General features: G+C 62.2%; 21 protein-coding genes. 5 read left to right on the plus strand and 16 right to left on the minus strand.

What is annotated here, in order from left to right; translation table 11 throughout:
• Nucleotides 1-19: 19 nt before the first annotated feature.
• Genes rbsD through LOY35_RS18525 form a run of 6 tightly spaced genes read right to left on the minus strand, consistent with a single transcriptional unit; the run spans nt 20 to nt 5,922 of the window.
• Nucleotides 20-424: a D-ribose pyranase gene (gene rbsD / locus LOY35_RS18500; protein ID WP_258625527.1), complete on the minus strand. Its 405-nt coding sequence runs from the start codon at nt 422-424 to the stop codon at nt 20-22.
• The gene (gene rbsK, locus LOY35_RS18505) at nt 421-1,335 is read right to left on the minus strand and encodes a ribokinase (RefSeq protein ID WP_258625529.1); all 915 of its coding nucleotides are present in this window, start codon (nt 1,333-1,335) and stop codon (nt 421-423) included. Before rbsK ends, rbsD begins: the two co-directional genes overlap by 4 nt.
• A 23-nt stretch (nt 1,336-1,358) precedes the next feature.
• Nucleotides 1,359-2,378 carry a LacI family DNA-binding transcriptional regulator gene (locus LOY35_RS18510; protein ID WP_258625531.1) on the minus strand — a complete coding sequence of 340 codons (1,020 nt, stop codon included), beginning with the start codon at nt 2,376-2,378 and terminating at the stop codon, nt 1,359-1,361.
• A gap of 3 nt (nt 2,379-2,381) precedes the next feature.
• On the minus strand, nt 2,382-3,359 hold the full coding sequence (locus LOY35_RS18515; RefSeq protein ID WP_041024377.1) for an ABC transporter permease: 978 nt from the start codon (nt 3,357-3,359) through the stop codon (nt 2,382-2,384).
• Complete coding sequence (locus tag LOY35_RS18520; RefSeq protein WP_258625532.1) at nt 3,356-4,909, minus strand: sugar ABC transporter ATP-binding protein; 1,554 nt, start codon at nt 4,907-4,909, stop codon at nt 3,356-3,358. Before LOY35_RS18520 ends, LOY35_RS18515 begins: the two co-directional genes overlap by 4 nt.
• A 56-nt stretch (nt 4,910-4,965) precedes the next feature.
• Entirely contained in the window at nt 4,966-5,922 is a 957-nt protein-coding gene (locus LOY35_RS18525) for a sugar ABC transporter substrate-binding protein (RefSeq protein WP_258625534.1), read from the minus strand.
• Between the two features lie 287 nt (nt 5,923-6,209).
• On the opposite strand from LOY35_RS18525, the gene LOY35_RS18530 reads away from it, so the two are divergent.
• Together LOY35_RS18530 and LOY35_RS18535 are read left to right on the plus strand one after the other, a co-directional pair.
• Nucleotides 6,210-6,509, plus strand: coding sequence for a DUF1654 domain-containing protein (locus LOY35_RS18530; protein ID WP_258625536.1), 300 nt, complete (start codon nt 6,210-6,212; stop codon nt 6,507-6,509).
• Between the two features lie 5 nt (nt 6,510-6,514).
• Nucleotides 6,515-7,204 carry an endonuclease I family protein gene (locus tag LOY35_RS18535; RefSeq protein WP_258625537.1) on the plus strand — a complete coding sequence of 230 codons (690 nt, stop codon included), beginning with the start codon at nt 6,515-6,517 and terminating at the stop codon, nt 7,202-7,204.
• Nucleotides 7,205-7,338: 134 nt separating this feature from the next.
• On the opposite strand, the gene LOY35_RS18540 is transcribed toward LOY35_RS18535, so the two are convergent.
• On the minus strand, nt 7,339-7,704 hold the full coding sequence (locus LOY35_RS18540; protein ID WP_258625538.1) for an SPOR domain-containing protein: 366 nt from the start codon (nt 7,702-7,704) through the stop codon (nt 7,339-7,341).
• A 248-nt stretch (nt 7,705-7,952) separates the two neighbouring features.
• Between LOY35_RS18540 and csrA the strand changes: the two genes are divergently transcribed.
• Complete coding sequence (gene csrA / locus LOY35_RS18545; protein ID WP_003179932.1) at nt 7,953-8,147, plus strand: carbon storage regulator CsrA; 195 nt, start codon at nt 7,953-7,955, stop codon at nt 8,145-8,147.
• Between the two features lie 198 nt (nt 8,148-8,345).
• Here the strand turns inward: csrA and LOY35_RS18550 are convergent, their stop codons facing one another.
• From LOY35_RS18550 to LOY35_RS18560, 3 genes are all read right to left on the minus strand, one after another.
• Nucleotides 8,346-8,801, minus strand: coding sequence for a DUF2214 family protein (locus LOY35_RS18550; RefSeq protein ID WP_047700655.1), 456 nt, complete (start codon nt 8,799-8,801; stop codon nt 8,346-8,348).
• Nucleotides 8,802-9,307: 506 nt separating this feature from the next.
• Nucleotides 9,308-10,690 carry a cysteine--tRNA ligase gene (cysS, locus tag LOY35_RS18555; protein WP_258625541.1) on the minus strand — a complete coding sequence of 461 codons (1,383 nt, stop codon included), beginning with the start codon at nt 10,688-10,690 and terminating at the stop codon, nt 9,308-9,310.
• Between the two features lie 21 nt (nt 10,691-10,711).
• Nucleotides 10,712-12,409 (minus strand): glutamine--tRNA ligase/YqeY domain fusion protein, encoded by a 1,698-nt coding sequence (locus LOY35_RS18560; RefSeq protein WP_258625543.1) that lies wholly within the window; start codon nt 12,407-12,409, stop codon nt 10,712-10,714.
• Between the two features lie 249 nt (nt 12,410-12,658).
• On the opposite strand from LOY35_RS18560, the gene LOY35_RS18565 reads away from it, so the two are divergent.
• Both LOY35_RS18565 and LOY35_RS18570 read left to right on the plus strand, forming a co-directional pair.
• A complete protein-coding gene (locus tag LOY35_RS18565; protein ID WP_258625545.1) occupies nt 12,659-13,162 on the plus strand; it encodes a peptidylprolyl isomerase in 504 nt (167 codons plus the stop codon).
• Nucleotides 13,159-13,911: a UDP-2,3-diacylglucosamine diphosphatase gene (locus LOY35_RS18570; protein ID WP_258625547.1), complete on the plus strand. Its 753-nt coding sequence runs from the start codon at nt 13,159-13,161 to the stop codon at nt 13,909-13,911. The genes LOY35_RS18565 and LOY35_RS18570 overlap by 4 nt, the downstream gene beginning before the upstream one ends.
• 141 nt (nt 13,912-14,052) lie before the next feature.
• On the opposite strand, the gene LOY35_RS18575 is transcribed toward LOY35_RS18570, so the two are convergent.
• The 6 genes from LOY35_RS18575 to LOY35_RS18600 form a co-directional block, all read right to left on the minus strand.
• Entirely contained in the window at nt 14,053-15,582 is a 1,530-nt protein-coding gene (locus LOY35_RS18575) for a DHA2 family efflux MFS transporter permease subunit (RefSeq protein ID WP_258625549.1), read from the minus strand.
• Between the two features lie 210 nt (nt 15,583-15,792).
• Nucleotides 15,793-16,992 carry an efflux RND transporter periplasmic adaptor subunit gene (locus LOY35_RS18580; RefSeq protein WP_258625551.1) on the minus strand — a complete coding sequence of 400 codons (1,200 nt, stop codon included), beginning with the start codon at nt 16,990-16,992 and terminating at the stop codon, nt 15,793-15,795.
• Between the two features lie 15 nt (nt 16,993-17,007).
• The gene (locus LOY35_RS18585) at nt 17,008-18,477 is read right to left on the minus strand and encodes an efflux transporter outer membrane subunit (RefSeq protein ID WP_258625553.1); all 1,470 of its coding nucleotides are present in this window, start codon (nt 18,475-18,477) and stop codon (nt 17,008-17,010) included.
• Nucleotides 18,474-18,947: a MarR family winged helix-turn-helix transcriptional regulator gene (locus tag LOY35_RS18590; RefSeq protein WP_258625556.1), complete on the minus strand. Its 474-nt coding sequence runs from the start codon at nt 18,945-18,947 to the stop codon at nt 18,474-18,476. Before LOY35_RS18590 ends, LOY35_RS18585 begins: the two co-directional genes overlap by 4 nt.
• Nucleotides 18,948-19,165: 218 nt before the next feature.
• On the minus strand, nt 19,166-22,840 hold the full coding sequence (locus tag LOY35_RS18595; RefSeq protein WP_258625558.1) for a translocation/assembly module TamB domain-containing protein: 3,675 nt from the start codon (nt 22,838-22,840) through the stop codon (nt 19,166-19,168).
• Nucleotides 22,837-24,564, minus strand: coding sequence for an autotransporter assembly complex family protein (locus LOY35_RS18600; RefSeq protein ID WP_258625560.1), 1,728 nt, complete (start codon nt 24,562-24,564; stop codon nt 22,837-22,839). The genes LOY35_RS18595 and LOY35_RS18600 overlap by 4 nt, the downstream gene beginning before the upstream one ends.
• Nucleotides 24,565-24,640 lie beyond the last annotated feature (76 nt).

The following is a 24,640-nucleotide window of genomic DNA, read 5'->3' on the forward strand; positions in this document are numbered from 1 at the left end:
GCACTCCTTGTGCGGGGTTTTAGAAGGTTACTCCAGCAATCAGCACAACGTTGCAGTACGGAGAGCATTCTCCTGTGCGAATAATCGCTCGAGCTTGTCGGCTGAGGACCTTGAATTGCTCATGACTGACCAACTCCCGCGTCCCCATTGCACCTTCGGCCTGCAACGACTCGAGCGTCGACAGGGCCGCCGGTTGTTTATCGAAGATTTCAGTGGCCAGCACATGGCTTTCCACCTGCATTTCGCTGAGCACCACTTTCAGGGTACTGACGAAATCCGGGATGCCGTGGGTCAGGGCCAGGTCGATCAGCTCGACCCCGGGAGGGACCGGCAGCCCGGCGTCACCAATGACCACCTTATCGCCATGACCGAGGGAGGCGATCAGTCGTGAGAGGGCCACATTCAGCAAGGGTGTCTTTTTCATGATTGGAAAGCCTGTACTTCCAGCAACGTGGGGATGGAGGGCTGGGCCCCGATGCGGGTGACCGACAGCGCGGCGGCAACCTGACCGAAACGAATCGCGTCGACCTCGTTTTTTCCATTGGCCAGGGCCGCCGCGAAGCCACCGACAAAGGTATCCCCCGCCGCCGTGGTGTCCACAGCCTTGACCCGAGGCGCCGGGAAGTGTTCGAAACTCGAGCCATTGGCGAACATCAGCCCCTGGGCGCCCAACGTCACGACCACTTTGCCGGCACCGGAGGCGATCAACTGCGCCGCGGCCGCTTCGGCGGTCTCCAGGGAATCCACCGCCAGCCCACTCAGCATGGCGGCTTCGCTTTCATTGGGAATCAGGTAGTCGACACATGCGTACCAGTCGGCCGGAAGCGCCCGGGAAGCCGGTGCCGGGTTGAGGATGACTATCTTGCCCAGTTCGCGACCGCGCTTGAGCGCATGGCCGACCGTGGCGTCGGGCACTTCAAGCTGGCAGATGATGACATCGGCGTCTTGCAGCGCCTTGTCGAAACCGTCCAGGACCTCGGGCGTGAGCGCACCATTGGCACCGGCGACGATGACAATCGCATTCTGGCTGTTGTCATCGACCACGATCAGCGCCACGCCGCTGGCCCCCTCCACGACGCTGACGGCCTGGCAATCGATGCCTTCGGCCAGCAGCGCGCCTCGCAACTCCTGGCCATAGGCATCGCTGCCCACGCAGCCGACCATGGACACCTGCGCCCCCAGGCGCGCGGCAGCCACCGCCTGGTTGGCACCCTTGCCCCCCGCAATGGTGGAGAACGACTCGCCGATCAGCGTTTCACCGCCCCGGGGCAGACGCGGCGCACGCGTCACCAGGTCCATGTTCAGGCTGCCTATTACCACTACTTTTGCAGACATACGTCACTACTCATCCATTCGGTTCAGCGGTATTGGGCGAATGCGCCGGACAGCGGCGCGGTCGACTCCCGCAAGACAATGCTGGGCGTCACGATCCGTTGATCAGTGACCAGCCCGGGCGTGGCGATCCGCCGCAACAAGACCTCTGCCGCCATCTCGCCAAGTTGCAGGATCGATTGCCCCACAGTGGTCAGCGCCGGGTAGACATAGCGGCTCATCTGGATGTCGTCGAAACCGATGACCGACAGCTCGCTGGGCACCCGCACATTGCGCTCGGCGGCAGCTCGCAGCACACCGATGCCGATCATGTCGTTGGCCGCAAAAATCGCGCTGGGTGGCTGATGTTCAAGCAACTCGGCTGCGGCGCGGTAGCCGCCGGTGCTGGTGAAATCGCTTTCGAGCATACGCTCGGCAGGCAACTCGATCCCCGCCTCTTTCAGTGCACGGCAGTAACCGGCCAGACGCATCTGCGCCACGCTGGTATCCGCCGGCCCACCGATAAAGGCGATGTCGCGGTGCCCCAGCTCCAGCAGGTGTCGGGTTGCCAGGTATGCGCCGTATTCGTGATCGATGCGCACCAGGTCCACGTCCACGCCGTCCAGCCCCCGGTCGACGATGACCATGGGCGTGCGCACACCCTTCAAGCCTTGCGCCAGGCCGACATCGCCACCGGCGGAAGCGACGATCAGGCCATCAATACGTTTTTCCAGCAGCACCCGCAGGTAACTGCGCTGCTTGTCCGGGTTGTCGTCGGAGTTGCACAGGATCACGCAATAACCGTTGCGCTCGCAGTAATCCTCGATGCCCCGGGCCAGCTCGGCAAAGTAAGGGTTGAGGCTGTTGGGCACCAGCAGGCCAATGGTCGCCGTGGTCTTGGCCTTGAGCGAACGGGCCACCGCGCTGGGTACATAGTCGAGACGCAGGATCGCCGCCTCGACCTTGAGCCGTACCTCTTCGCTGACCGGCCGGGTCTTGTTCACGACATGGGACACCGTCGTGTAGGAAATCCCCGCGAGCGCTGCTACATCCTTGATCGTCGCCATGGCTCAGGACCGCCGGCTGGCGCGCTGGCTGCGGTAGGTATCCAGTACCACCGCGACCACGATCACTGCGCCGGTAATGATGCGCTTGGTCGGTTCGGTGGCGCCGATCTGCGCCAGGCCCGCCGCCAGCACGGAGATGATCAACACGCCAAAGAAGGTACTGATGACCGAACCGCGCCCGCCCATCAGGCTGGTACCACCGATCACCACGGCGGCGATGACTTGCAGCTCGAGCCCGGAACCCGCGTTCGGGTCCGCCGCCTCCAGGCGGGAAATCTGGAACAGCGCCGCCACGCCGGCCAGCAAGCCCATCAGGCTGAATACCAGGATCTTGTAGGGTTTCGGATTGATACCGGCCAGGCGCACCGCTTCTTCGTTGGTGCCGATGCCGATCAGGTATCGACCGAACACCGTACGGGTCAGCACGGCCTGGGCAATGAAGATCACCAGCAAGGCAATGATGAAGGACGGTGAAATACCGAATGCTATCGGGTTGGACAACCAGGCGAAGGAGTCGCCGATATAAGCCGTCCGGGACCCGGTCATCTGGTACGCGAGGCCACGGGCCATTTCCAGCACGCCAAGGGAGACGATGAACGATGGAATCCGCCACGCCACGGTAATCGACCCGGTAACGGTCCCCGCCAGCGCCGCCACGGCCATGCCCAGCAAGGCCGATGGCCAGACGCTCCAGCCCCAGCCGAGCACTGCGACGCTGACCGTCGACGCCGCCAGCGCCAGCACCGAGCCCACCGACAGGTCGATGCCGCCGATGATCAGGATGAACGTCATGCCGACCGCCAGCACCATGAGGTCGGGGATCTGGTTCGCCAGGGTGCTGAACGTGTCATAGGAGAGGAAGTGGCTGCTCAGGACCGAGAACAGCGCGACCATGGCCAGCAGCGCGCCGGCCAGGCCCAGGTAGGTACCGAGGCCATAGAAGTTGCCACTCGGCTTGCTGACGGCAGATGCGGTTTTCATGAAAATTCCCTAGGCGCCGCTTCGTTGAGCAACGCGTCACGTTTCTGGTAGCCGGCGAATGCGGCGGCAAGCAAGTCATCCTGGGTCCAGCTGTCGCGCTCGAAGGTGTCGATCAGGCGGCCGGCGGACAGCACGCCGATCCGGTCACAGATCAGCATCAATTCCCGCAGGTCGCTGGACACCACGACCAGCGCCTTGCCCTGGCGGGTCAATTCGCCGAGCAGCGCATAGATGTCGAATTTCGCGCCGACGTCGATACCACGGGTCGGCTCGTCGAACAACAGCACCGAGCAATCGCGTTCGAGCCAGCGGCCGATCACCACCTTCTGCTGATTGCCGCCCGACAGCTCGGACACCAGCTGTGTCGGGCTGGAACTGCGGATGCGCATGGCATCGATCTGCCGCCGAGCCAGGGACAGCTCGTCATTGCTGTTGACGACACCGGCACTGGAAATCTCCGGCATGTTACCCAAGGCAATGTTGGCGGCAATGGATTGGGTCAACAGCAGCCCCTCGCCCTTGCGGTCCTCGGTGATCAAGGCAATGCCATGGGCCACCGCATCGGCTGGCGAACGGATGTTGGCGACGGTGGCCGGCGAACCCAGCGCCACGGTGCCGCTGTCGGCCGCATCGGCACCGAAGATCAGCCGCAGCAGTTCGGTGCGCCCTGCCCCGATCAGGCCGGAGATGCCGAATATCTCGCCACTGCGGACTTCGAAGGACACATCGCGGACCTTGTCGGAACGGCTCAGGCCTTGGACGGTCAGGGCCGGCGCGCCGATCTGCCGCGGGCCCAGGTCGATGTGCTCGCCCAGCTCCCGACCGACCATCAACGTCACCAGTTGCTCGCTGTTGTAATTGGCTATCGGCTCGACGCACACCAGGTTACCGTCGCGCAGCACCGCAATGCGCTGGGCGACCCGTGCCAGTTCTTCGAGGCGATGGGAAATATAGATGATCGAAACGCCCCGAGCCTGCAGGCGAGTGATCTGTTCGAACAACATCTCGACCTCGCGCGCCGTCAGCATGGCGGTCGGTTCGTCGAGAATCAGCACATGACAATCGCCAATCAGGTTACGGGCGATCTCGACCATCTGCTGGTGACCGATGCCCAGCTCGCCGACCAGGGTGTCGGGATCGATTGCGTCGAGCCCCACCTGGGCCATGGCTTCCATGGCGGCCTTGCGCAACTGCTTGCGGCTGATCCAGCCGCCGCGGCTGGGCAGGTTGTCGAGGAACAGGTTTTCGGCCACGGACAGGGTCGGCAGCAGGTTGAGTTCCTGCATCACCATCCGCACGCCCAGCTCTTCAGCCTGGGTACGGCTGCCCGGGCGATAGTCCTGTCCCTGGAATTGCATCTGCCCGGTCGTCGGTGTCACCAGCCCACCGATGATCTTGGACAGGGTACTTTTACCGGCGCCATTTTCACCGGTCAGTGCCAGCACTTCACCGCGCATCAACGTCAGGTCGATGTCGGTCAGTACCGGCTGGGCATAGGTTTTACCGATGCCACTGACAGTCAGCACAGCGTTCGGGTCGAAAACGGACATAAAGACTCTCCATGCGCTCGCCCGGATGGGCGAGCGCCACTACATCGCCAGGACGATTACTTCGTAACCAGCTCGACCGGCGTTTCGATCACGCCGTTGGCACCGCTGTCGACTTTCTCGCCCTTGAGGATCTTCAGGGCCGTCTCGATACCGAAGACCGCCTGCTTGGCGGCAAACTGGTCGGCGGTCGCCAGGACACGACCGTCCTTGAGCATCGGTTTGATGGCATTGATGTTGTCGTAGCCGACCACTTGCACCTTGCCAGCTTTGCCAGCGGCGCGCACGGCGGACACCGCGCCCAGCGCCATGCTGTCGTTACCGGCCAGCAACGCCTTGATGTTCGGATATTCGCTGAGCATCGACGCGGCCACCTGGTTGCCCTTGTTGATTTCCCAATCGCCCGATTGCAGGGAAACGACCTTGACCTGCGCCGCTTCCATTGCATCCTTGAAGCCCGCGGTGCGTGCCTGGGCATTGGTGGTGGTGGACACGCCTTCGATGATGCCGACCTCGTCACCGGCCTTGAGTTGCTTGGCCAGGTATTCACCGACCAGGCGCGCACCCTTGCGGTTGTCCGGGCCTACGAACGGCACATTGATGTTCTTGCTCTTGACCACGGCGGGGTCGAGCTGGTTGTCGATGTTGATCACCGTGATACCGGCGTCGACGGCTTTCTTGATCACCGGCACCATGGCCTTGGAGTCGGCGGGCGCGATGATGAGGGCATCGACCTTGGACACGATCATCTGCTCGACGATGCGGATCTGGTTGGCGGTGTCGGTTTCATCCTTGATCCCGTTGGAGATCAGGTCGAAATCGGCGGAGTGTTCCTTCTGATAGGCCTTGGCGCCGTCTTCCATGGTCAGGAAGAATTCGTTGGCCAGGGATTTCATGACCAGGGCGACCTTGGGCTTTTCAGCGGCCTGGGCGAATGCCGAGGAGAACGGCAATGCAGTGGATGCGGCCGCGAGCATGGCGACAGCGAGAAGGCGTCCAGCGAATGGCAACTTCATGGGTTCACTCCGATCTTATGATTATTGTGAGCAAATCAGTGCACGGAATGCCGCGCAAACGTTTGCGTGAAGTGAACTATGGTAAGGCTTTGGGGATTTGTCAACGTTGCGGTTGTGTTCGAACGGACCTGGATCATGCCATCGCCTCGAACCCATCGGGTTGAGCAGGATACCCGAAGTCACCGCTGTCAGCTTTTCCGTCCCAGCGAATAAATAATCATTTTTCCCACATCAAAACGTCAAAAGCGCTGTCAGACGATTTTCTTGAATTTTAAGCAGTTGCGTAAATGCCTACGGTTAAATACTGTATGTACGTACAGCTTAATAAGGATAACCCTGTGGCCACGCCCTCCGCTGCAACTACCCCCTTAGATTCCTATACAAAACTCGGCCTGCGGGTCTCGAAAATCATCAACGCCCCTACCGCACAAAAAGCCAAGGCAGCCCTGATCTTTCGCCTTCCCGACGAGCCCATGGAGGAATGGGAGCGCCTGCTGGAAGAAATCGACGAGAACGACAACGTGACCCTCGCCTATCGCGACGATGGTGGTGTGCAGGTTTTCTGGGTTGTGCCAAAGGAAGATTGAGTCCGATGAAAGTCCGCTGTGTTGCTTTACTGCTTGTGCTCATCGCCGCAGGCGCCCAGGCCGGGGCCCCTCGTACCTTCAGCGAAGCCAAGAAAGTCGCCTGGAAACTCTACGCCCCGCAATCCACCGAGTTCTATTGCGGCTGCAAGTACACCGGCAATCGCGTCAACCTGGCGGCCTGCGGTTATGTACCTCGCAAGAACGCCAGTCGCGCAGCCCGTATCGAGTGGGAACATATCGTTCCGGCGTGGCAGATCGGTCATCAGCGTCAGTGCTGGCAAAAAGGCGGGCGCAAGAACTGCACCCGCTACGACCCGGTCTATCAACGGGCCGAAGCCGACCTTCACAATCTGGTGCCAAGCATCGGGGAAGTGAATGGTGATCGGAACAACTTCAGTTTTGGCTGGCTGCCAGTGCAGAAGGGCCAGTACGGCTCATGCCTGACCCAGGTGGATTTCAAGGCAAAGAAAGTCATGCCCCGCCCTTCCATCCGGGGCATGATCGCCCGAACGTATTTCTACATGAGCAAGCAATATGGCCTGCGGCTTTCGAAACAGGACCGACGCCTGTACGAAGCCTGGAACAAGACCTACCCGGTGGAAAGCTGGGAGCGCCAGCGCAACCAGAGCGTGGCCTGTGTGATGGGACGTGGAAACGAGTTCGTGGGCCCGGTGGATCTGAAAGCCTGCGGCTGACCTTGCCTTTGTGAACAGCACAAATAACTGTGGGAGCGAGCCTGCTCGCGATAGCGGTATGTCAGCTACTTCTGCATCGACTGATTCACCGCTATCGCGAGCAGGCTCGCTCCCACAGGGTTTGTGCTATCCGATCATTGAGCCGTCGGGAAATCCACCACCTGCGTCTCGATGTTGCGCTTTTTGGCCCGCACCAGGGCGGCAGTGACCTGCTCCTGCTTGGCTTCGGCCTCGGCCCTGGAGGTGAACGGTCCGACCAGAACCCGTTCCTTGCCGTTTTCCCGGACTACGCTCGACATGAAGCTGTGCTCGATCAGCCATCCGGTCAGGTCGCTGACAGCCTGCGGCGTCTCGCCCCGAACCTCGACCCCCCATTGCGGTGCAGCAGCGACTGCCGGCGTGGAGGTCGCGGACGGCTTCGGCTTCGGTGCTTCGGCCTCTCGTCCCTCGCCACATCCCGCCAGCATCAACACCGCGATAACCCAAGCCAATTTGCGCACAACGTTTCCTCTGGAAGACATGAGGGAAGGATTTTAGCACTCACATCCACCAAGAACCCCGCAAACAGTACGCAAAACACGAGAATCCTGCCCGGTCTCTCTGTATAGTCGCACCCTGGGAATTAATGCTGCATCTGCACGTCAGAAAGAGGCACCCACATTGTGACACTTAGCACTAATCTATAAGCAGTACCGACATCTGCACTGTCTGAATCAGGTGCCCTAATAAAGTAATCAAGGAGAACACCATGCTGATACTCACCCGCAAAGTCGGTGAAAGCATAAACATTGGTGACGACATCACGATCACCATTCTGGGCGTTAGCGGCCAACAGGTCCGGATCGGCATCAATGCCCCGAAAAACGTCGCCGTGCATCGCGAAGAGATCTATCAGCGCATTCAGGCGGGCCTGACTGCCCCCGACAAACCGCAAACTCCCTGAGCTTTGCAGCGGTCCGTAGCCAGCCCGTTTGCATCGTCGCAATGGCTGGCTAAAGATTCAGGCCGCCCGTGCCTCTCCCCGCATCACCCCGCCCCTGCTTTATCCGTCCAGCCCGTGAAACCGATATTAATGCCATGACTCGTAGCATGGCTGTCGGACGTTTCGTTTTAATGGCGGTGAAGCGCGCATTCGTGCTGGTCAGCCGAAGCTCACGCCCCGGGCCATGCCAGTGGCGGCGATCACCATCAACATCAGCAGCAAGGCTTCGATGTGGCTGATCCGGGCCAGGCGACCGGCCCTTGAAGCATCGATCGTCGTCCCTTTGCCCAGCGCCACCCGCCATTTGATCAAGGTGATCATCGGTACGAGTTCAAGCAGCAGGATCAGCAGGAGCAAGGTCATCTTCAGGTGGAACAGCGGCTGATGCAGGTAATAGTCCGAGCCCTTTTCATAGCCGCCGAAAGCGCGCATCCCTCCGGTCACCAGCAGGACCAGAGCCGACAGGCCCCATACGTTATCCGCCATCAATACGTTTCGAACCGCATCCGCGCCACCGGCCAGGCGTCGCAACGCCGTGCCGCGCGTGAGCACTGCCCACAAGCCGAGGGCGAACGCCAGAAGATGAATTGCCGCGAGAGACCAATGAGCCAACATGGAAGGTACCCGTCAGAGAGAACGTCGAATCGACCTGACAGTACTAGCTCATAAAAGAAAGATCGGTGGGCTGTACGCAAAAAATTGTGGGAGCGGGCTTGCTTACGATAGCGGTTCAGCATTCAACGAAGGTGTTGACTGATCTGACGCCATCGCGAGCAGGCTCGCTCCCACACTGTTCCGGGGTGAACCTAGCGCCCACGTACATCCCCGATCTCCGTGGGAGCGAGCCTGCTCGCGATAGCGGTTCAGCATTCAACGAAGATGCTGACTGACCTGACGCCATCGCGAGCAAGCCCGCTCCCACACTGTTCCGGGTGAATCCAGTATCAAAAATTCACCCTGATCTGTGTGGGAGCGGGCTTGCTCGCGAAAGCGTCACTACAATCAACATCACTTTGACTGATACACCGCATTCGCGAGCAAGCCCGCTCCCACATTGTTCCGGGGTGATCCCGCACCGAAGTACATCCCTTCCCACAGGGTGTTGCGAGGTGTCGGAGGCTTCAGTCAGCCAAACGCCAGGTCGTCCCGCCCTTGCCGTCTTCCAGCACCACGCCCATGGCGGTGAGCTGGTCGCGGATGCGGTCGGATTCGGCCCAGTCCTTGTTGGCCCGCGCGTTCAGGCGCGCCTGGATCAATGCCTCGACCTCGGCAGCGTCCACACGGCCTTCGGCGCCGGCCTGGAGGAAGTCGTCCGCCTCAAGCTGCAACACGCCCAGGACGCTGGCCAGTTCCTTCAAGCGCGCCGCCAGGCCCGCCGCCGCATTGAGATCGCTCTCACGCAGGCGGTTGATCTCGCGCACCATCTCGAACAGCACCGCGCACGCTTCCGGCGTACCGAAGTCGTCGTTCATCACGTCGGTAAACCGCGCCACGAACGCCTCGCCACCGGCGGCCGGCACGTTCGGCAGACCTTTCAACGCGTGGTAGAAACGCTCCAGGGCGCCCTTGGCATCCTTGAGGTTGTCTTCCGAGTAGTTGATGGCGCTGCGGTAGTGGCTCGACACCAGCAGGTAACGCACGACTTCGGGGTGGTACTTGTCGAGTACGTCGCGGATGGTGAAGAAGTTGTTCAAGGACTTGGACATCTTCTCGCCGTTGATCCGGATCATGCCGCAGTGCATCCACGCGTTGGCGTAGGTCTTGCCGGTGGCCGCTTCGCTCTGGGCGATCTCGTTCTCGTGGTGCGGGAACTCCAGGTCGCTACCGCCGCCATGAATGTCGAAGGTCTCGCCCAGGCAGCAGGTGGACATCACCGAGCATTCGATGTGCCAGCCCGGACGGCCCTTGCCCCACGGTGAATCCCAGCTCGGCTCACCCGGCTTGGCGGCTTTCCACAAGACGAAATCCAGCGGGTCCTGTTTCGACTCGCCGACTTCGATCCGCGCGCCGATGCGCAGGTCTTCGATCTTCTTGCGCGACAACTTGCCGTAGCCCATGAACTTGCCGACGCGGTAGTACACGTCGCCATTGCCCGGTGCGTAGGCATAACCCTTGTCGATCAGGGTCTGGATCATCGCGTGCATGCCAGGGATATGATCGGTGGCCCGCGGCTCCATGTCCGGCTTGAGGATATTGAGGCGCGCCTCGTCCTCGTGCATCGCCGCGATCATGCGCTCGGTCAACGCCTCGAACGACTCGCCGTTCTCGTTGGCGCGGTTGATGATCTTGTCGTCGATGTCGGTGATGTTGCGCACATACGTCAGGTCATAACCGCTGAAACGCAGCCAGCGGGTCACCAGGTCGAAGGCGACCATGCTGCGGCCGTGGCCCAGGTGGCAGTAGTCGTACACGGTCATGCCGCACACGTACATGCGCACCTTGTTGCCATCCAGCGGCTTGAAGACTTCTTTGCTCTTGGTGAGCGTGTTGTAGATCGTAAGCACAGGGTTTCCCTTAAGACTTGATCACTGACCCCAGGAATCGCGCAAGGTCACGGTACGGTTGAATACCGGGCTACCTGGTTTCGAGTCCTTGATATCCGCGCAGAAGTAACCTTCGCGCTCGAACTGGAACCGGTCTTCCGGCTGTGCGTTGCCCAGCGAGGGTTCGGCACGACAACCGGTGAGTACTTGCAGGGAGTCAGGGTTGATGTTGTCCAGGAAGCTGGCGCTGTCCTCGGCCTTTTCCGGGTTCGGCGAACGGAACAGGCGATCGTACAGGCGCACTTCGCACTCGACGCTGGCGGCGGCCGGCACCCAGTGGATCACGCCCTTGACCTTGCGACCCTCCGGGTTCTTGCCCAGGGTGTCTGGATCGTACGAGCAACGCAGCTCGACGATGTTGCCGTCGGCATCCTTGATGGCTTCGTCGGCACGGATCACGTAGCTGCCACGCAGCCGCACTTCACCAGCCGGCTCCAGGCGCTTGTAGCCTTTTGGCGGCTCTTCCATGAAGTCTTCACGGTCGATATAGATTTCCCGGGCGAACGGCAGGATGCGCACGCCCATGTCTTCTTTCGGGTGACGAGGCAACTCGAGGTTCTCGACCTGGCCTTCCGGATAATTGGTGATGACGACCTTCAACGGACGCAGCACGCACATGGCACGCGGGGCGTTCTGGTCCAGGTCCTCGCGGATGCTGAATTCCAGCATGCCGAAGTCCACCACGCCGTCGGAACGGTTGGTGCCGACCATCTCGCAGAAATTGCGGATCGATTTCGGCGTGTAGCCACGACGACGGAAGCCCGACAGCGTCGACATGCGCGGGTCGTCCCAGCCGTTGACGTGCTTTTCATCCACCAGTTGCTTGAGCTTGCGCTTGCTGGTGATGGTGTAGTTCAGGTTCAGGCGGCTGAATTCGTACTGGCGCGGGGTGGCCGGCACCGGCAGGTGCTCGAGGAACCACTCGTACAACGGACGATGGCTTTCGAACTCCAGGGTGCAGATCGAGTGGGTGATGCCTTCGATGGCGTCCGACTGACCGTGGGTGAAGTCGTAGTTCGGGTAGATGCACCACTTGTCACCGGTCTGGTGGTGATGGGCATGACGGATGCGGTACATGATCGGGTCGCGCAGGTTCATGTTCGGCGAGGCCATGTCGATTTTGGCCCGCAGCACCCGTGCGCCGTCCGGGAATTCACCGGCGCGCATGCGGGCGAACAGGTCCAGGTTCTCCTCCACGCTGCGCTCACGGAACGGGCTGTCCCGGCCCGGCTCGGTCAAGCTGCCACGGTATTCCCGGGCCTGCTCCGGCGTCAGGTCGCAGACATAGGCCTTGCCGGCCTTGATCAGCTCGACCGCCCAGTCGTGCAACTGGTCAAAATACTGCGAGGCATAGCGCACTTCACCGGACCATTGGAAACCCAGCCACTTGACGTCGCTTTCGATCGCGTCGATGTATTCCTGGTCTTCCTTGGCCGGGTTGGTGTCGTCGAAACGCAGGTGCGTGACACCACCGAACTCCTCGGCCAGGCCGAAGTTCACGCAAATCGACTTGGCATGGCCGATGTGCAGGTAGCCGTTGGGCTCCGGCGGGAAACGGGTGACGATCTGTGTGTGCTTACCCGAATCCAGGTCCGCCTGGATGATCGGGCGCAGGAAATTGACCGGTACGGCCGGGCCGGTCTTGGAATTCGAGGTAGGGTCGACAGTGGGCTTGCTCATAGGATCCTTGAACTTACAAGTGCGCGGCCGGGTGCGGCCTGATAAATCAAAGCCCGTATCATAGCCGATGCTGTCAAGCCGCTGACAGGCCAGGCCGGCAAACGATTGAATTTAATCGGCCGCCGGATAAAAAACCGCCTCGAATTTCGTGCCTGGCACGCTAAACTGCCCAACCTGGCCGATTGCAGCCGGACCGGTTGCGGGCTTTCGGGCCGCGAAACCCACGAATTCCTTGAAAGAGTAGTCATCATGAGCAAAGTCAAACTGACCACCAACCACGGCGACATCGTCCTGGAACTGAACGCCGAGAAGGCGCCGAAGACCGTTGCCAACTTCATTGAGTACGTCAAGAAGGGTCACTACGAGAACGTCGTGTTCCACCGTGTGATCAAGGGCTTCATGATCCAGGGCGGTGGTTTCGAGCCTGGCATGCAGGAAAAGAAGGACAAGAGCCCGAGCATCCAGAACGAAGCCGACAACGGCCTGCCGAACAAGAAATACTCCATCGCCATGGCGCGCACCATGGATCCGCATTCGGCATCGGCCCAGTTCTTCATCAACGCCAGCGACAACAGCTTCCTCAACCACACCGCCAAGACCGCCCAGGGCTGGGGTTATGCCGTGTTCGGTGAAGTGATCGAAGGCAAGGACGTGGTCGACAAGATCGAAGGCGTTGCCACCACCTCCAAGGCCGGCCACCAGGACGTGCCGAAGGATGACGTGATCATCGAGAAAGCCGAGATCATTGAGTGATCCTACTGATTTCAGATCTGCATCTGGAAGAGGAGCGCCCGGACATCACCCGGGCGTTTCTGGATTTACTCGCCACCCGCGCCCGCTCGGCGCAGGCGTTGTACATTCTCGGCGACTTTTTCGAAGCGTGGATCGGCGACGATGCCATGACGCCGTTCCAGCGTTCCATCTGCCAGGCCCTGCGCGAACTGAGCGACAGCGGCACGGCCATTTTCCTGATGCATGGCAATCGCGACTTCATGCTGGGGCAAGCCTTCTGCAAAGCGGCCGGCTGCACCCTGATCAAGGACCCGAGTGTCGTGCAGTTCAATGGCGAACCGGTGCTGCTGATGCACGGCGACAGCCTCTGCACCCGCGACGAAGGCTACATGAAGCTGCGGCGCTGGCTGCGCAGCCCGGTCACGCTGTTCATCCTGCGGCACCTGCCACTGGGCAGTCGCCAGAAGCTGGCGCGCAAGCTGCGCAGTGAAAGCACGACCCAGGTGCGGATGAAAGCCAACGACATCGTCGACGTCACCCCCGAGGAAATTCCGCGGATCATGCAGCAATATGGCGTGAAGACCCTGATCCACGGCCACACCCACCGCCCCGCCATCCATAAGCTGCAACTCGGCGAACAGGCCGCCCGGCGCATCGTGCTGGGGGATTGGGACAAGCAGGGTTGGGCGTTGCAAGTAGATGAACAGGGGTTTGCGTTGGCGCCGTTTGGGTTTGCCCCGCCGCCCCTGCTGGCAGCCCCCACCGACTGACAGACACAGCCTCCTTGTGGGAGCAACCTGTGGGAGCAAAGCTTGCTCGCGATAACTATCGCCGCCAGCATGGATGTTGACTGAGACACCGCTGTCGCGAGCAAGCTTTGCTCCCACAGCGGATTGTGCTTCAAGCCCCGGTCAGTGCCCGCTGGCCGCCGGCCCCGCCTTCGCCGCAAACGGCGGCTTCGCCAGCCACACCAGCACGATCAAGCCCATGAACGCCCAGCCCAGCAGCGTGAAGTAGTCCACGGTGGAGAGCATGTACGCCTGGCTGGTGAGGATGTGATCGAGCTGGGCATAGGCCGGCGGGTTCGCGCCGCCGAGCTGGTTGAGCGCCTCGCGGGTGGCCGGGTCGAAGGTACTGATGCTCTCGCTCAGGTAGGCATGGTGCTGGTCCGCCCGGCGGATCCAGATCCAGGTGGTCAGGGACGCGGCAAAGCTGCCCCCCAGGGTCCGCAGGAATGTCGCCAGCCCCGCGCCATCGGCAATCTGGTGCGGTGGCAGGTCGGACATCAGGATGCTCAAGGTCGGCATGAAGAACAGCGCCACCCCGATTCCCATGAACAGTTGCACCAGGGCAATGTGCTGGAAGTCCACTTCATTGGTGAACCCGGCGCGCATGAAACAGCTCAGGCCGATGGCCAGGAACGCCAAGCCGGCTAGCAGCCGCAGGTCGAATTTATGGGCGTACTTGCCGACGAAGGGCGACATCAACACCGGCAGGATGCCGATGGGCGCCACGGCCAGCCCGGCCCAGGTGGCGGTGTAGCCCATCTGGGTCTGCAACCATTGCGGCAGGATCAGGTTGATGCCGAAGAACCCGGCATAGCCGCCCACCAGCACGATGGTGCCGATGCGAAAGTTGCGATAGGCAAACAAGCGGAGGTTGACCACCGGATGACGGTCGGTCATTTCCCAGATCACGAACACCGCCAGGGCAACCAGCGAAATCAGCGCGCCAATGATGATGAAATTCGACTCGAACCAATCCAGGTCATTGCCCTTGTCGAGAATCACCTGGAGCGCGCCGACGCCGATGATCAGCGTGATCAACCCGACGTAGTCCATCGGCTGATAGCTGGTCACCACCGGCCGTGCCTTGAGCTGCTGGCGTACCACCATCACCGCGAAAATCCCGATGGGCACGTTGATGAAGAAGATCCACGGCCAGCTGTAGCTGTCGGTGATCCAACCGCCCAGGATCGGCCCGGCAATCGGCGCCACCACCGTGACCATTGCCAGCAGCGCCAGGGCCATCCCTCGCCTGGCGGGCGGATACACGGCAATCAGCAGGGTCTGGGTCATCGGGTACAACGGCCCGGCCACCAGGCCCTGGAGCACGCGGAAGCCGATCAGCTCCGGCATCGAGGTGGAAATGCCGCACAGGAACGACGCGAGCACGAACAGCATGGTTGCCCATAAGAACAGCTTCACCTCGCCAAACCGGCGGCTCAACCAGCCGGTCAACGGGAGCGCGATGGCGTTGCTCACCGCGAACGAAGTGATCACCCAGGTGCCCTGCTCCGAGCTGACGCCCAGATTGCCGGAAATGGTCGGCAAGGCAACGTTGGCAATGGTGGTGTCGAGCACTTGCATGAACGTCGCCAGCGACAGCCCGATGGTACTGAGCAACAGGCTGGGCGGCGAGAAAGATGCGTTATTGCTCATTGCGAAATCCTAGGAAGCGAAGATGGCAAAAGCAGAGGCAGCCAGGTAAGACCAGTCCCCTGTGGCGAGGGGATTTATCCCCGCTGGGCTGCGTAGCAGCCCTGTTTGATTGAAACGTGTTGACCCTGGCACACCGAGTCGCAGGGTTTTGGGGCTGCTACGCAGCCCAGCGGGGATAAATCCCCTCGCCACAGGGTCTGTTGCGCTGCTTCAACGCTGCGCAGTCTTGCTCGCGGCAGCGCTGTTTTCGTGAATCAGGCGCGTGATCATCGCGTCGGCATCGGCCAGTTGGCGGTCGTAGACCTGGGTGCTGAACGAGGCCTTCTGCGGAGGTTGCTGTGCCAGGACCGGGCCGCTCTGATCGCGCAGGTTGACGCTGACCTCGGTGGACAGCCCGACCCGCAACGGATGCTTGGCCAGCTCCTGGGCGTTGACATGAATGCGCACCGGCACCCGCTGGACAATCTTGATCCAGTTGCCGGTGGCGTTCTGCGCCGGCAGCAAGGCAAACGCACTGCCCGTTCCCGCGCCGAGGCTGTCAACGGTACCGCTGTACTTCACATCGCTGCCATAGAGGTCGGTTTCGATCTCCACCGGCTGGCCGATGCGCATGTCACGCAGCTGGGTTTCCTTGAAGTTGGCATCGATCCACAACTGATCCAGTGGAATCACCGCCATCAGCGCCGTGCCCGGCTGCACCCGTTGCCCCAGTTGCACGGTGCGCTTGGCGACATAACCGGTGACCGGTGCGATCAGGGTGCTGCGGGCATTGTTCAGGTAGGCCTGGCGCAATTGCGCGGCGGCCGACTGCACGTCGGGATGGGACGAGACCACGGTGTCATCCACCAACGCGCTGGACGTCTTGAGTTGTTGCCGGGCATTGGCGAGGGCGTTCTGCGCCGAGGTCAGGTCATCCCGGGCGTGGGACAGTTCTTCCTGGGAAATCGCCCCGCCGGCCGCCAGGTTACGGCGTCGGTTGTAGTTCTCCTGGGCCTTTTTCACTTCGGCCTCCTGCGCATTGACCTGCGCGCGCATGCCGTCGACATTGCTGTACAACCCACGCACCTGACGGACCGTGCGGGCCAGGTTGGCCTGGGCACTTTGCAGGCCGACCTCGGCGTCGTTCGGGTCGAACTGCACCAGCACCTGGCCTTCGCGCACCAGGTCACCATCGTCGGCACCGATGCTCACCACCGTGCCGGTCACCTGCGGAGTGATTTCCACCACGTTGCCGTTCACATAGGCATCGTCAGTATTTTCGCTCCAGCGACCGTACAGCTCATGCCAGGCCCAGACACCGAGGCCGGCGAAAATGACGATCACCGCCAGCGCCAGCAGCATCACCTTGCGCTTGCGTGGGTTGTTGTCCTGTTGATTTTCGGACGCTTGAGTATTTTCTGCGGTGGCCATGACAAATACCTCGAATCAGTTATGCGGCGTGGCGGAAACCGCCGTGGCCGAGGCCAGGGTGTCGGTCTCGAAACCGCCGCCCAGGGCCTGCATCAATTGGATCGACAAATCGATCTGCTCGGCGTTCAGGGTCGCCAGTTGGCGCTGGGCCTGGAGCAGTTGCTGCTCGATGCTCAGCACGTCCAGGTAATTGCCGATGCCCGAGCCGTAGCGCTGGACCACGGTGTCGTAGGAACTCTGGGCAATTTCGGTAGCGTGTTGCTGGGCACCGATCTGTCGGGAGATATCGCGCAGTTGGTTGATGGTGTCGCTGACATCCCCAAGAGCCCTGACCAGGCTCTTGTTGTATTGCGCCACCGCCAGGTCATAGTCGGCATCCCGGGCATCCAGGTCCGCCCGCAGGCGTCCGCCGTCGAAAATCGGCAGCGACACTGTCGGCGCCACGTTGAAGAAGCGGCTGGCCGACCCGAACATCGCGTCACCCAACAAGGACTGCACCCCCGCCGCCGCGCTCAGGTTGAGGTTGGGGTAGAAGTTGGTCTTGCCGGCTTCGATGCTCTTGCTCGCCGCCTCGACCCGCCAGCGCGCCGCCACCAGGTCCGGGCGGCGCCCCAGCAACTCGGCCGGCAGGTTCGACGGCAACGCGACGGCGCTGGCTTGCAGCACGTTGGGCCGGGCAATTTCATTGCCGCGATCCGGGCCTTTGCCCAGCAACACCGCCAAGGCGATCTTGGCGCTTTGCAGGCGCTTTTCCGCATCGATCAGCGTCGCGCTCGCGCTGGCTTCCAGGCTTTCGGTTTGTTGGAACTGGTACTCGCTGTCGATCCCGGCAGTGAGCCGACGCTTGCTCAGGTCGAGCATCTGCCGGGTGCGCTTGAGGTCTTCAGCGGCCAGGTCATGAATGATGTGGGCTTGCCCCAGGTCGCTGTAGGCCCGGGCCACATCGGCGGCCAGGGTCAACTGCGCGGCCTGGCGGTCGATTTCCGCTGCACGGGCCTGGCCCAGCGCAGACTCCCAGGCCGCCCGCTGGCCGCCCCAGAGGTCGAAGTTGTAATTGAAATCCACGCTCAGCGAACGCAAGGTGCTGTACGCACCGCCCTGCCCCGCCGGGTCCTGGTCACGAGCCAGTCGCGAACGGCTGACGCTGCCGCTGGCATCCAGGGTCGGCATGCGCGATGCGTTGGCGGCGTAGGCGGCGGCACTGGCCTGATGCACCCGGGCACTGGCGATCTGCATGTCCGGGCTGTCGCGCAGGGCTTCACGGATCAGGCCGTCGAGTTGCGGGTCGCCCAGGCTGGACCACCAGTCGCTTTTCGGCCACGAAGCCGGCGACAGCTTGACGCCATTGAGGGATTGTCCGGCCTTGAGGTTCTGGGCCTCGAGGCTGACGCCTTCGGTCTTCAGGCCGCTGTAGCTGGCACAGCCCGCAAGGCTCATGGCCAGCAGCACCAGGCTCAACCGGGTACGCAAGGTTTTACGCTTCATTTGTCCCCCAGTCGCAACACGGTGATGGGATCACCGGCGGCGAGCAATATTTTCTTGAGGATCTGTTCGAGGGTCTGCAACTCCTCGCGGCTGATGGCGCCGGCCAACTGGTTCATGGCATCGGCGCCGATCACCGGCAGGCGATCCGCCAGAGCCTGGCCGGCATCGGTCAGCACCAGCAGTACTTGCCGACGGTCATCCACCGACCGCTGGCGAGCGAGAAAACCTTTCTGTTCCAGGCGATCGAGCATCCGTGTCATCGAGCCACTGTCCAGGGACAGGTAACGGCACAGCTCGGCCGGCGTGTCGATACCGTGCTGGGCCATGATGATCAACACCTTGAACTGCGCGGCCGTGATGCCAACGGGTTCCATGTGGGTATCGATGATCCGGTCTTTGAGCAGCGCGACACGTCCGAGCAGCAGACCGAGATGGCAATTGTGAAATTCGTCTGGAGTGAAATGCTTCATCAGGACACCGTTTGCTGCCTAGGCAGTGAATGTATGTCGAGATATTACTGCTTAGGCAGCAAATGTCAAACAAATCGCTAGCAGGCTACATACCAGCCCGACGAACGCAGCAGATCCCTGTGGGAGCGAGTCTGCTCGCGATAGCGGTGTTCCAGTCAGTGATGAGTTGATTGACAGGCCGCTATCGCGAGCAGGCTCCACAAGGGATAGGGGGAGATTTAGAAATCGCGCTTGTAGAAGATATCCAGCGAGCTGGCGACGCCGCTGGCGGCTTCGAGGTAGACCTTTTTGCTGAGCTTGTAGCGCAGAGCGATGGTGTTGGCCGGTTCGAACACCCCCACGCCATAGCGCAGGCTGAGTTTTTCCGACAGGTTGCCGCTGGCGACCACACTGGTGGTGTTGCCACTGCCCTGAGTGTCGAGCTGGAAATCCTGGATGCCCAAATCACTGGCCAGGCTGGTGGTCACCCCCGAACTGCCCATCAAACCCAAGCCCAGCGCCGCCTGAGCGAGCATGTTGTTGTCCTCGCCAGTGGTGCTGAGCGGTCGCCCCAGCACCAGGTAGGACAGCGCCTGCTCCTGGCTCATGGCCGGTTCCGAGAAGATTTGCGTGACCGGTTGCTCTGCGCTCCCGCTCAAGCGGATGCCGGCGATCACGTCATCGGTCTGGCGAATCGCCTCGATGTCCAGGTAGGGCTGGTCGATGGGCCCGGCGAACAGCAGCCGCGCCCGACGTACCGTCAGCCGTTGCCCGTAGGCCCGGTAACGGCCGTCGTTAAGCCAGAGTTCGCCACGGGTGTCCATGTTGTCGCCGATGTGCACCTGGCCCTGGACGTTGGCCGTCAGGCCGAAGCCGGAAAACGCGAGTTTCTCCTGGCCCACAATCACATCGATGTCCATCGCCATGGCCATCGGAGCCTTGCCCTCTTCGGTCTGGTGGCCGACGATCACCGCATCGTCCGAAACCTTGACTGTGGACGGCGGCAATTCGCGGACGGTGATCTCGCCCTTGGGCACCAGCACCTTGCCGGCAATCGACAACCGCTCGCCGTGCAGCGTGATGTTGAGGTCCGGCGCGACCTCCAGCACCGCATAGGGCTCCACGGTGACCGGCAGTTGCGCGCCCTTGAGCGCCAGGTTCATGCTCAAGGCCTCGCCCCAGCCCATGTTGCCGCTCAGGCTGCCGTGCCCGCCCTTGCCACTTTTCCAGCTACCGTCGAGGCGTACCGTTTCGCCGGCAATCGTGGCCCGCACCTGCAAGTCTTCGAGACTGACCGGCAACTCCGGCCCGGACACCTCTCCCTCGCTGAGCACGAGGCTGCCGTTTACCTGGGGCGCCAGCAAGCCACCGGACAACGTGCCACTACCGTTCAGGTGACCGGTGAGGGTTTCCACCATCGGCACGAACGGCCGGGCCACCGACAGGTCCAGGCCGGTCAGGCGGAACGAACCGCTGAGGGGTTTGCTGGCGGGCAATGGGTTGATCTGTGCCTGGACCATCAGTTCGCCGAGCCGGGCGCCGACAAAATTCAGGTTTGTGTCGATGCGCTTGGGGGTCAGGCGGCTGTCCAGCTTCAGGGTCTGGTAGGGAAAATCCAGCCACTGTTCCTTGTCTCGAATCCGTAGCGTGCCACCACTGGCGTCCACCAGAACCCGCCCGTTCGGCCCGCTGGCCGGCAGATCCAATTGCAGATCGGCATTGAGCCGGCCCTGCCAGGCAAAGTCCTTGGGCATCCACTGGGCGAGACTTTCAATGGGGAATTGCTTGAGGTGATAGCGCAGCTTCGGCTCCGGCATCAGGCGCTGGTCCTCGCCACACAGGCTGGCCTGGCCGGAACGCCAGCAGTGGGCGCCGAAATTGAGCGTGCCGTTGGCCAGGCGTTCCAGTTTCGCCGGGGCTTGCAGGCGCCAGTCCTGGCCCCCGACCTGCAACTCGCCGTTGCTCAGGCGTCCGCGCCAGTTGCCTTGATCCAGCGCGCCATCGAACCCCAGGGCAGTCTTCAGTTGCGGCCCTTGCAAGCTCAGGTTGAGCTTTTGCTGCCTGATATCCCCCTGGCCGCTGAGCGTCAGCACGCCCAATGCCGTGTCGCCGGCGCGGATGTCGCTGGCCTTGAGATCGACTTTGCCTCGTTGCGCGCTGTCGAGGGTGGCGTCCAGGTTCAGGCTTTGCAGGCGATTGTCCTGGAAGGCAAGCTGAGTGCCTTGCAGGCCGAGCTTGCCTTGGGGAGCGTTAAGGGTCCCGGCCACGTCGATACGGCCGTTGAGCTGGCCGCGCAGTTGCGGCCAGAGCTGAGCCAGTCGCGCGAGCTTGATGTCGATCTGGCCGGTCAGTTTCTGTTGCAGGGTGCCGCTGCCGTTGATGCGATTGTCCCCCAGGCGGATGTCCAGCGCGCTGAAGTTCCATTGCTCACCGCTGCCGCTGGCCTTGGCCTGGAACAGCGCCGGCTGGCCGCGCAACTTGCCCTTGAGGTCCAGGTCCGCGTCGAGGTCGAGGGTGCCATTTTTCAGCGATCCCTTGCTGCGCAGCGGTCCGGCCAGGGTGCCGGGCAGTTCGCCGAGCCAGTAGGCCGGGTTGATGGCCGACAGGTCCAGCGCCGTATCCCAGGCAATGCCCTCGGCAAATTGCAGGTCCAGGTGCCCTTCGGCCTTGCCTTGCCCCGCCGCGAGCTGGAGCTGTGGCAAATGGATCTGCGTCAGGTCGCCGCTGAACGGGCTGCCCAGGCTGAAGGCTCCGGCGGGGCCGTCCAACGCGGCCTGGAAATGACCGAGGTACCGGCCGTCGGTGTAGGAGACTTCACCGTTGAAGCTGCGCAACGTCACCTGCGGCTCGTCGATCAGCGGATAGAGGCGATGCCAGGGGAAATCCAGCCAGGCGATTTTCGCATCGGCGCTCAGGCCTTCGCGCCAGTCCAGCTGCCCGGTCACGTTCAGGCTCTGCCGGTCGCCGGCGTTCAGGTCCACACCAGCGATCTGCGCACCATTGGCGTCCACCTTGCCTTGCAGTGCCAACGCCACCGGCCCCTGCTCGGCGGGCAGCGTGGCCTTGCCAAGCAGTTGATAGCCGTTTTTCAAGTCGCCTTCACCGGTCAGCTCCAGCTGATTGAGCAGCAGCGTATCCGGCAGATCGGCGCTGGCCTTGAAGCCGTCGGCGGTGATGCGCACCTTGGCGGGCAGGTTGTCCGCCAACGGTTGTAGCTCGCCGGTCAGCCGACCTTGCAGGTAGCCGCTGCTGTCGGCGTTGAGGTTGAGGGTTTCGAGCAGGTCGCCGTCGACGGTCAGGTCCAGCGTCCACGGCGTGTCGCCCGGGGCCGGCAATGTCAACTGCCCCTGGGCCTTCAGCGGCCAATTGCCTGCGGGCTTCAATAACCCGGAAAGCTTCAGGCTCAACTCGTCACGCTGCAATTGCACCGAATCGATCTGCAAGCCCGCGGCGGTCCAATGGGCAACCAGTTGCAAGCCCTTGAGCTGCTCGCTGCCATTGAACAGCAGGCTGCCGATCTGCACTTCGCCCAGCTCGATGGCGACCGGCAAGTCCAGGTCCGGCAACGCGATCGGACCACTGCTCGGCGCGTCGACAGAAGGTGGCAATTGCACGCTGGCCTTATCGACCTTGAGCTGCTCGATGCACAGGGTCATGCGCGCCAGGCATAACGGCGACCACGCGAAGATCAGCCCATCGAGCTCCACGCGGCGGCTGTCCTGTTGCCACAAGAGTTGGTCGGCGCTCCACTGTCCGCCCAACCGCCCCTGGAAGTTTTCAACGCTCAACCCCGGCACCAGGCCCAGCATCCAGCGACTGCCCGGCTGCGTCCCCAGCAGGGTGCCCAATGTCAGCACGACCAACGCCAGCACCCCAGCGAGCGCCAGCAGTGTTCTCTTCAAACCACGACTCACAGCTCAGGCCCCATGGAAAAATGCAATCGGATGCCGCCTTCCTCGTCCAGCGCATGGGCCAGGTCGAGGCGGATCGGGCCGACCGGCGACACCCAGCGCACGCCAACACCCACGCCGGTCTTGAGGCTCGGCAATTCAAGGCTGTTGAAGGCGTTCCCCTGATCGACGAAGGTCGCGACCCGCCATTTTTCCGCAATCGAATACTGATACTCGAGGCTGCCGGCGACCATATAGCGGCCACCGATGCGATCGCCTTCGTTGTTTTGCGGCGACAGGCTCTGATAATCGTAGCCGCGCACGCTCTGGTCGCCGCCGGCGAAAAAGCGCAGGGACGGTGGGATGGATTTGTAGCCATTGGTGGCGCTGCCGCCCACCTGGGCCCGGGCCAGCAGGCGATGCTTGTCGAACACCGTGGTCAAGCCCTTGACCATGGCCGTGCCGTAGACCACGTTGTTGTCCGAGCCCAGGCCTTCCTTGGCGACCTTGGTGTCGAACTGCAAGCGATAGCCGTTGTGTGGGTCGATGCGGTTGTCGCTGCGCAGGTACGAATAGCTGACGCCCGGCATCAGCAGCGTGCTCAGGCCCGAATCGTCACCCAGGCGATACTCCTCGCGCTGCCACTTGAGCGATATCACCCGCTGCCAGCCACTGGGCAACTTGCTGTGCCATTCGGGCCCTACGGTCAGCAGTTTGCTGAGGCTGTCGGTATCGGCCAGCTCTTCATACTGATAACCGCCGGCGTAGCGCAGCTTGTCGGTCAGCGGCGGGTCCAGCGGCACGTCGTACCACAGGCCGACGTTCTGCCGTGGGGCCGACACCTCCGTCTCCCAGCCATAGCTGTGGCCCTGGGGATTGACCCAGTGGCGCGTCCAGTTGGCCTTGGCCCGCGGGCCGACGTCGGTGGAGAACCCAAGGCCCAAGCCCATGGTGCGCGGCTTGCGGGTGTCGAGCTTGACGGCGACCGGGATCACGTTGTCCGTCGCGGCGGTGGGCGCCGCATCCACGCGCACGCCTTCAAAGTATCCGCTCGACTGCAAAGCCTGGTTCAGTTCGGCGATCAGCTCTGAGTCGTAGGCCGTACCGGCCTTGAACGGCACCATGCGCTGCAACAGCTCTTCGTCGAAGGGTGTGTCGCCCTCGAAACGCACCGGCCCCAGAGCGTAGCGCGGCCCACTGTCGTAGATCAGCTCGATATCGGCGATGCCGGCCTGGGGGTCCACCTGCAGTTTCTGGCTGACGAATCGACCGCTGAAAAAGCCATAGCGCGAGGCCTGGTTCTGGATCGTTCGCTTGGCGTCTTCATAGCGGCCATGGTTGAGCACCGCGCCCGGCTTGAGAGCGGCGTTGTCGGGTACGCGAAAGGCCTTGAGCGAGGCTGCCGGGCCGTCGATGCGCACGGTGACGTTGCGCAAATGCACGGGCTCGCCGGGATCGATGCTCAGGATCAGGCGCGGCTGCTTGCCGCCCTTGACCTCGCTGTCGATCCGCGGCTGATAGTAGCCCAGTGCCTGAGCGGCTTTGCGCGCCTGTTCCTCGGCGCCACGACTGAAGCGCAGCAAGGCCTCTTCGTCACGATCGCCCAGGCCACCGATGTAGCCTTCGACGTTGGCCTTGAGTGCGTCATTGGAGGGTTTGACCCGTACATCCAATTCACTTTGTGCCAGTGCCGCGCAGCTGAGAGACAGCAGAAGCGCGCCACTGGTTATTCGTCCTGGGAGTTTCATGGCGCGGATGCTAACACGGGCTTGGGAGCCTGATAGAACCGCACATGTCGCAAAAGTTCGCAGGCCGGGAGCAGGT

Source organism: Pseudomonas sp. B21-028 (assembly GCF_024749045.1).
GTDB lineage: Bacteria > Pseudomonadota > Gammaproteobacteria > Pseudomonadales > Pseudomonadaceae > Aquipseudomonas.

Excerpts from the sequence above, each read along its gene's own strand:
- LOY35_RS18510 (WP_258625531.1), bottom strand. The coding sequence starts at position 2,378 with ATGGCGACGATCAAGGATGTAGCAGCGCTCGCGGGGATTTCCTACACG.
- LOY35_RS18530 (WP_258625536.1), top strand. The coding sequence starts at position 6,210 with ATGCCTACGGTTAAATACTGTATGTACGTACAGCTTAATAAGGATAAC.
- LOY35_RS18535 (WP_258625537.1), top strand. The coding sequence starts at position 6,515 with ATGAAAGTCCGCTGTGTTGCTTTACTGCTTGTGCTCATCGCCGCAGGC.
- LOY35_RS18575 (WP_258625549.1), bottom strand. The coding sequence starts at position 15,582 with ATGAGCAATAACGCATCTTTCTCGCCGCCCAGCCTGTTGCTCAGTACC.
- LOY35_RS18565 (WP_258625545.1), top strand. The coding sequence starts at position 12,659 with ATGAGCAAAGTCAAACTGACCACCAACCACGGCGACATCGTCCTGGAA.
- LOY35_RS18515 (WP_041024377.1), bottom strand. The coding sequence starts at position 3,359 with ATGAAAACCGCATCTGCCGTCAGCAAGCCGAGTGGCAACTTCTATGGC.
- LOY35_RS18560 (WP_258625543.1), bottom strand. The coding sequence starts at position 12,409 with ATGAGCAAGCCCACTGTCGACCCTACCTCGAATTCCAAGACCGGCCCG.
- LOY35_RS18600 (WP_258625560.1), bottom strand. The coding sequence starts at position 24,564 with ATGAAACTCCCAGGACGAATAACCAGTGGCGCGCTTCTGCTGTCTCTC.
- LOY35_RS18520 (WP_258625532.1), bottom strand. The coding sequence starts at position 4,909 with ATGTCCGTTTTCGACCCGAACGCTGTGCTGACTGTCAGTGGCATCGGT.
- rbsK (WP_258625529.1), bottom strand. The coding sequence starts at position 1,335 with ATGTCTGCAAAAGTAGTGGTAATAGGCAGCCTGAACATGGACCTGGTG.
- rbsD (WP_258625527.1), bottom strand. The coding sequence starts at position 424 with ATGAAAAAGACACCCTTGCTGAATGTGGCCCTCTCACGACTGATCGCC.
- LOY35_RS18580 (WP_258625551.1), bottom strand. The coding sequence starts at position 16,992 with ATGGCCACCGCAGAAAATACTCAAGCGTCCGAAAATCAACAGGACAAC.
- LOY35_RS18590 (WP_258625556.1), bottom strand. The coding sequence starts at position 18,947 with ATGAAGCATTTCACTCCAGACGAATTTCACAATTGCCATCTCGGTCTG.
- LOY35_RS18585 (WP_258625553.1), bottom strand. The coding sequence starts at position 18,477 with ATGAAGCGTAAAACCTTGCGTACCCGGTTGAGCCTGGTGCTGCTGGCC.
- LOY35_RS18525 (WP_258625534.1), bottom strand. The coding sequence starts at position 5,922 with ATGAAGTTGCCATTCGCTGGACGCCTTCTCGCTGTCGCCATGCTCGCG.
- LOY35_RS18550 (WP_047700655.1), bottom strand. The coding sequence starts at position 8,801 with ATGTTGGCTCATTGGTCTCTCGCGGCAATTCATCTTCTGGCGTTCGCC.
- csrA (WP_003179932.1), top strand. The coding sequence starts at position 7,953 with ATGCTGATACTCACCCGCAAAGTCGGTGAAAGCATAAACATTGGTGAC.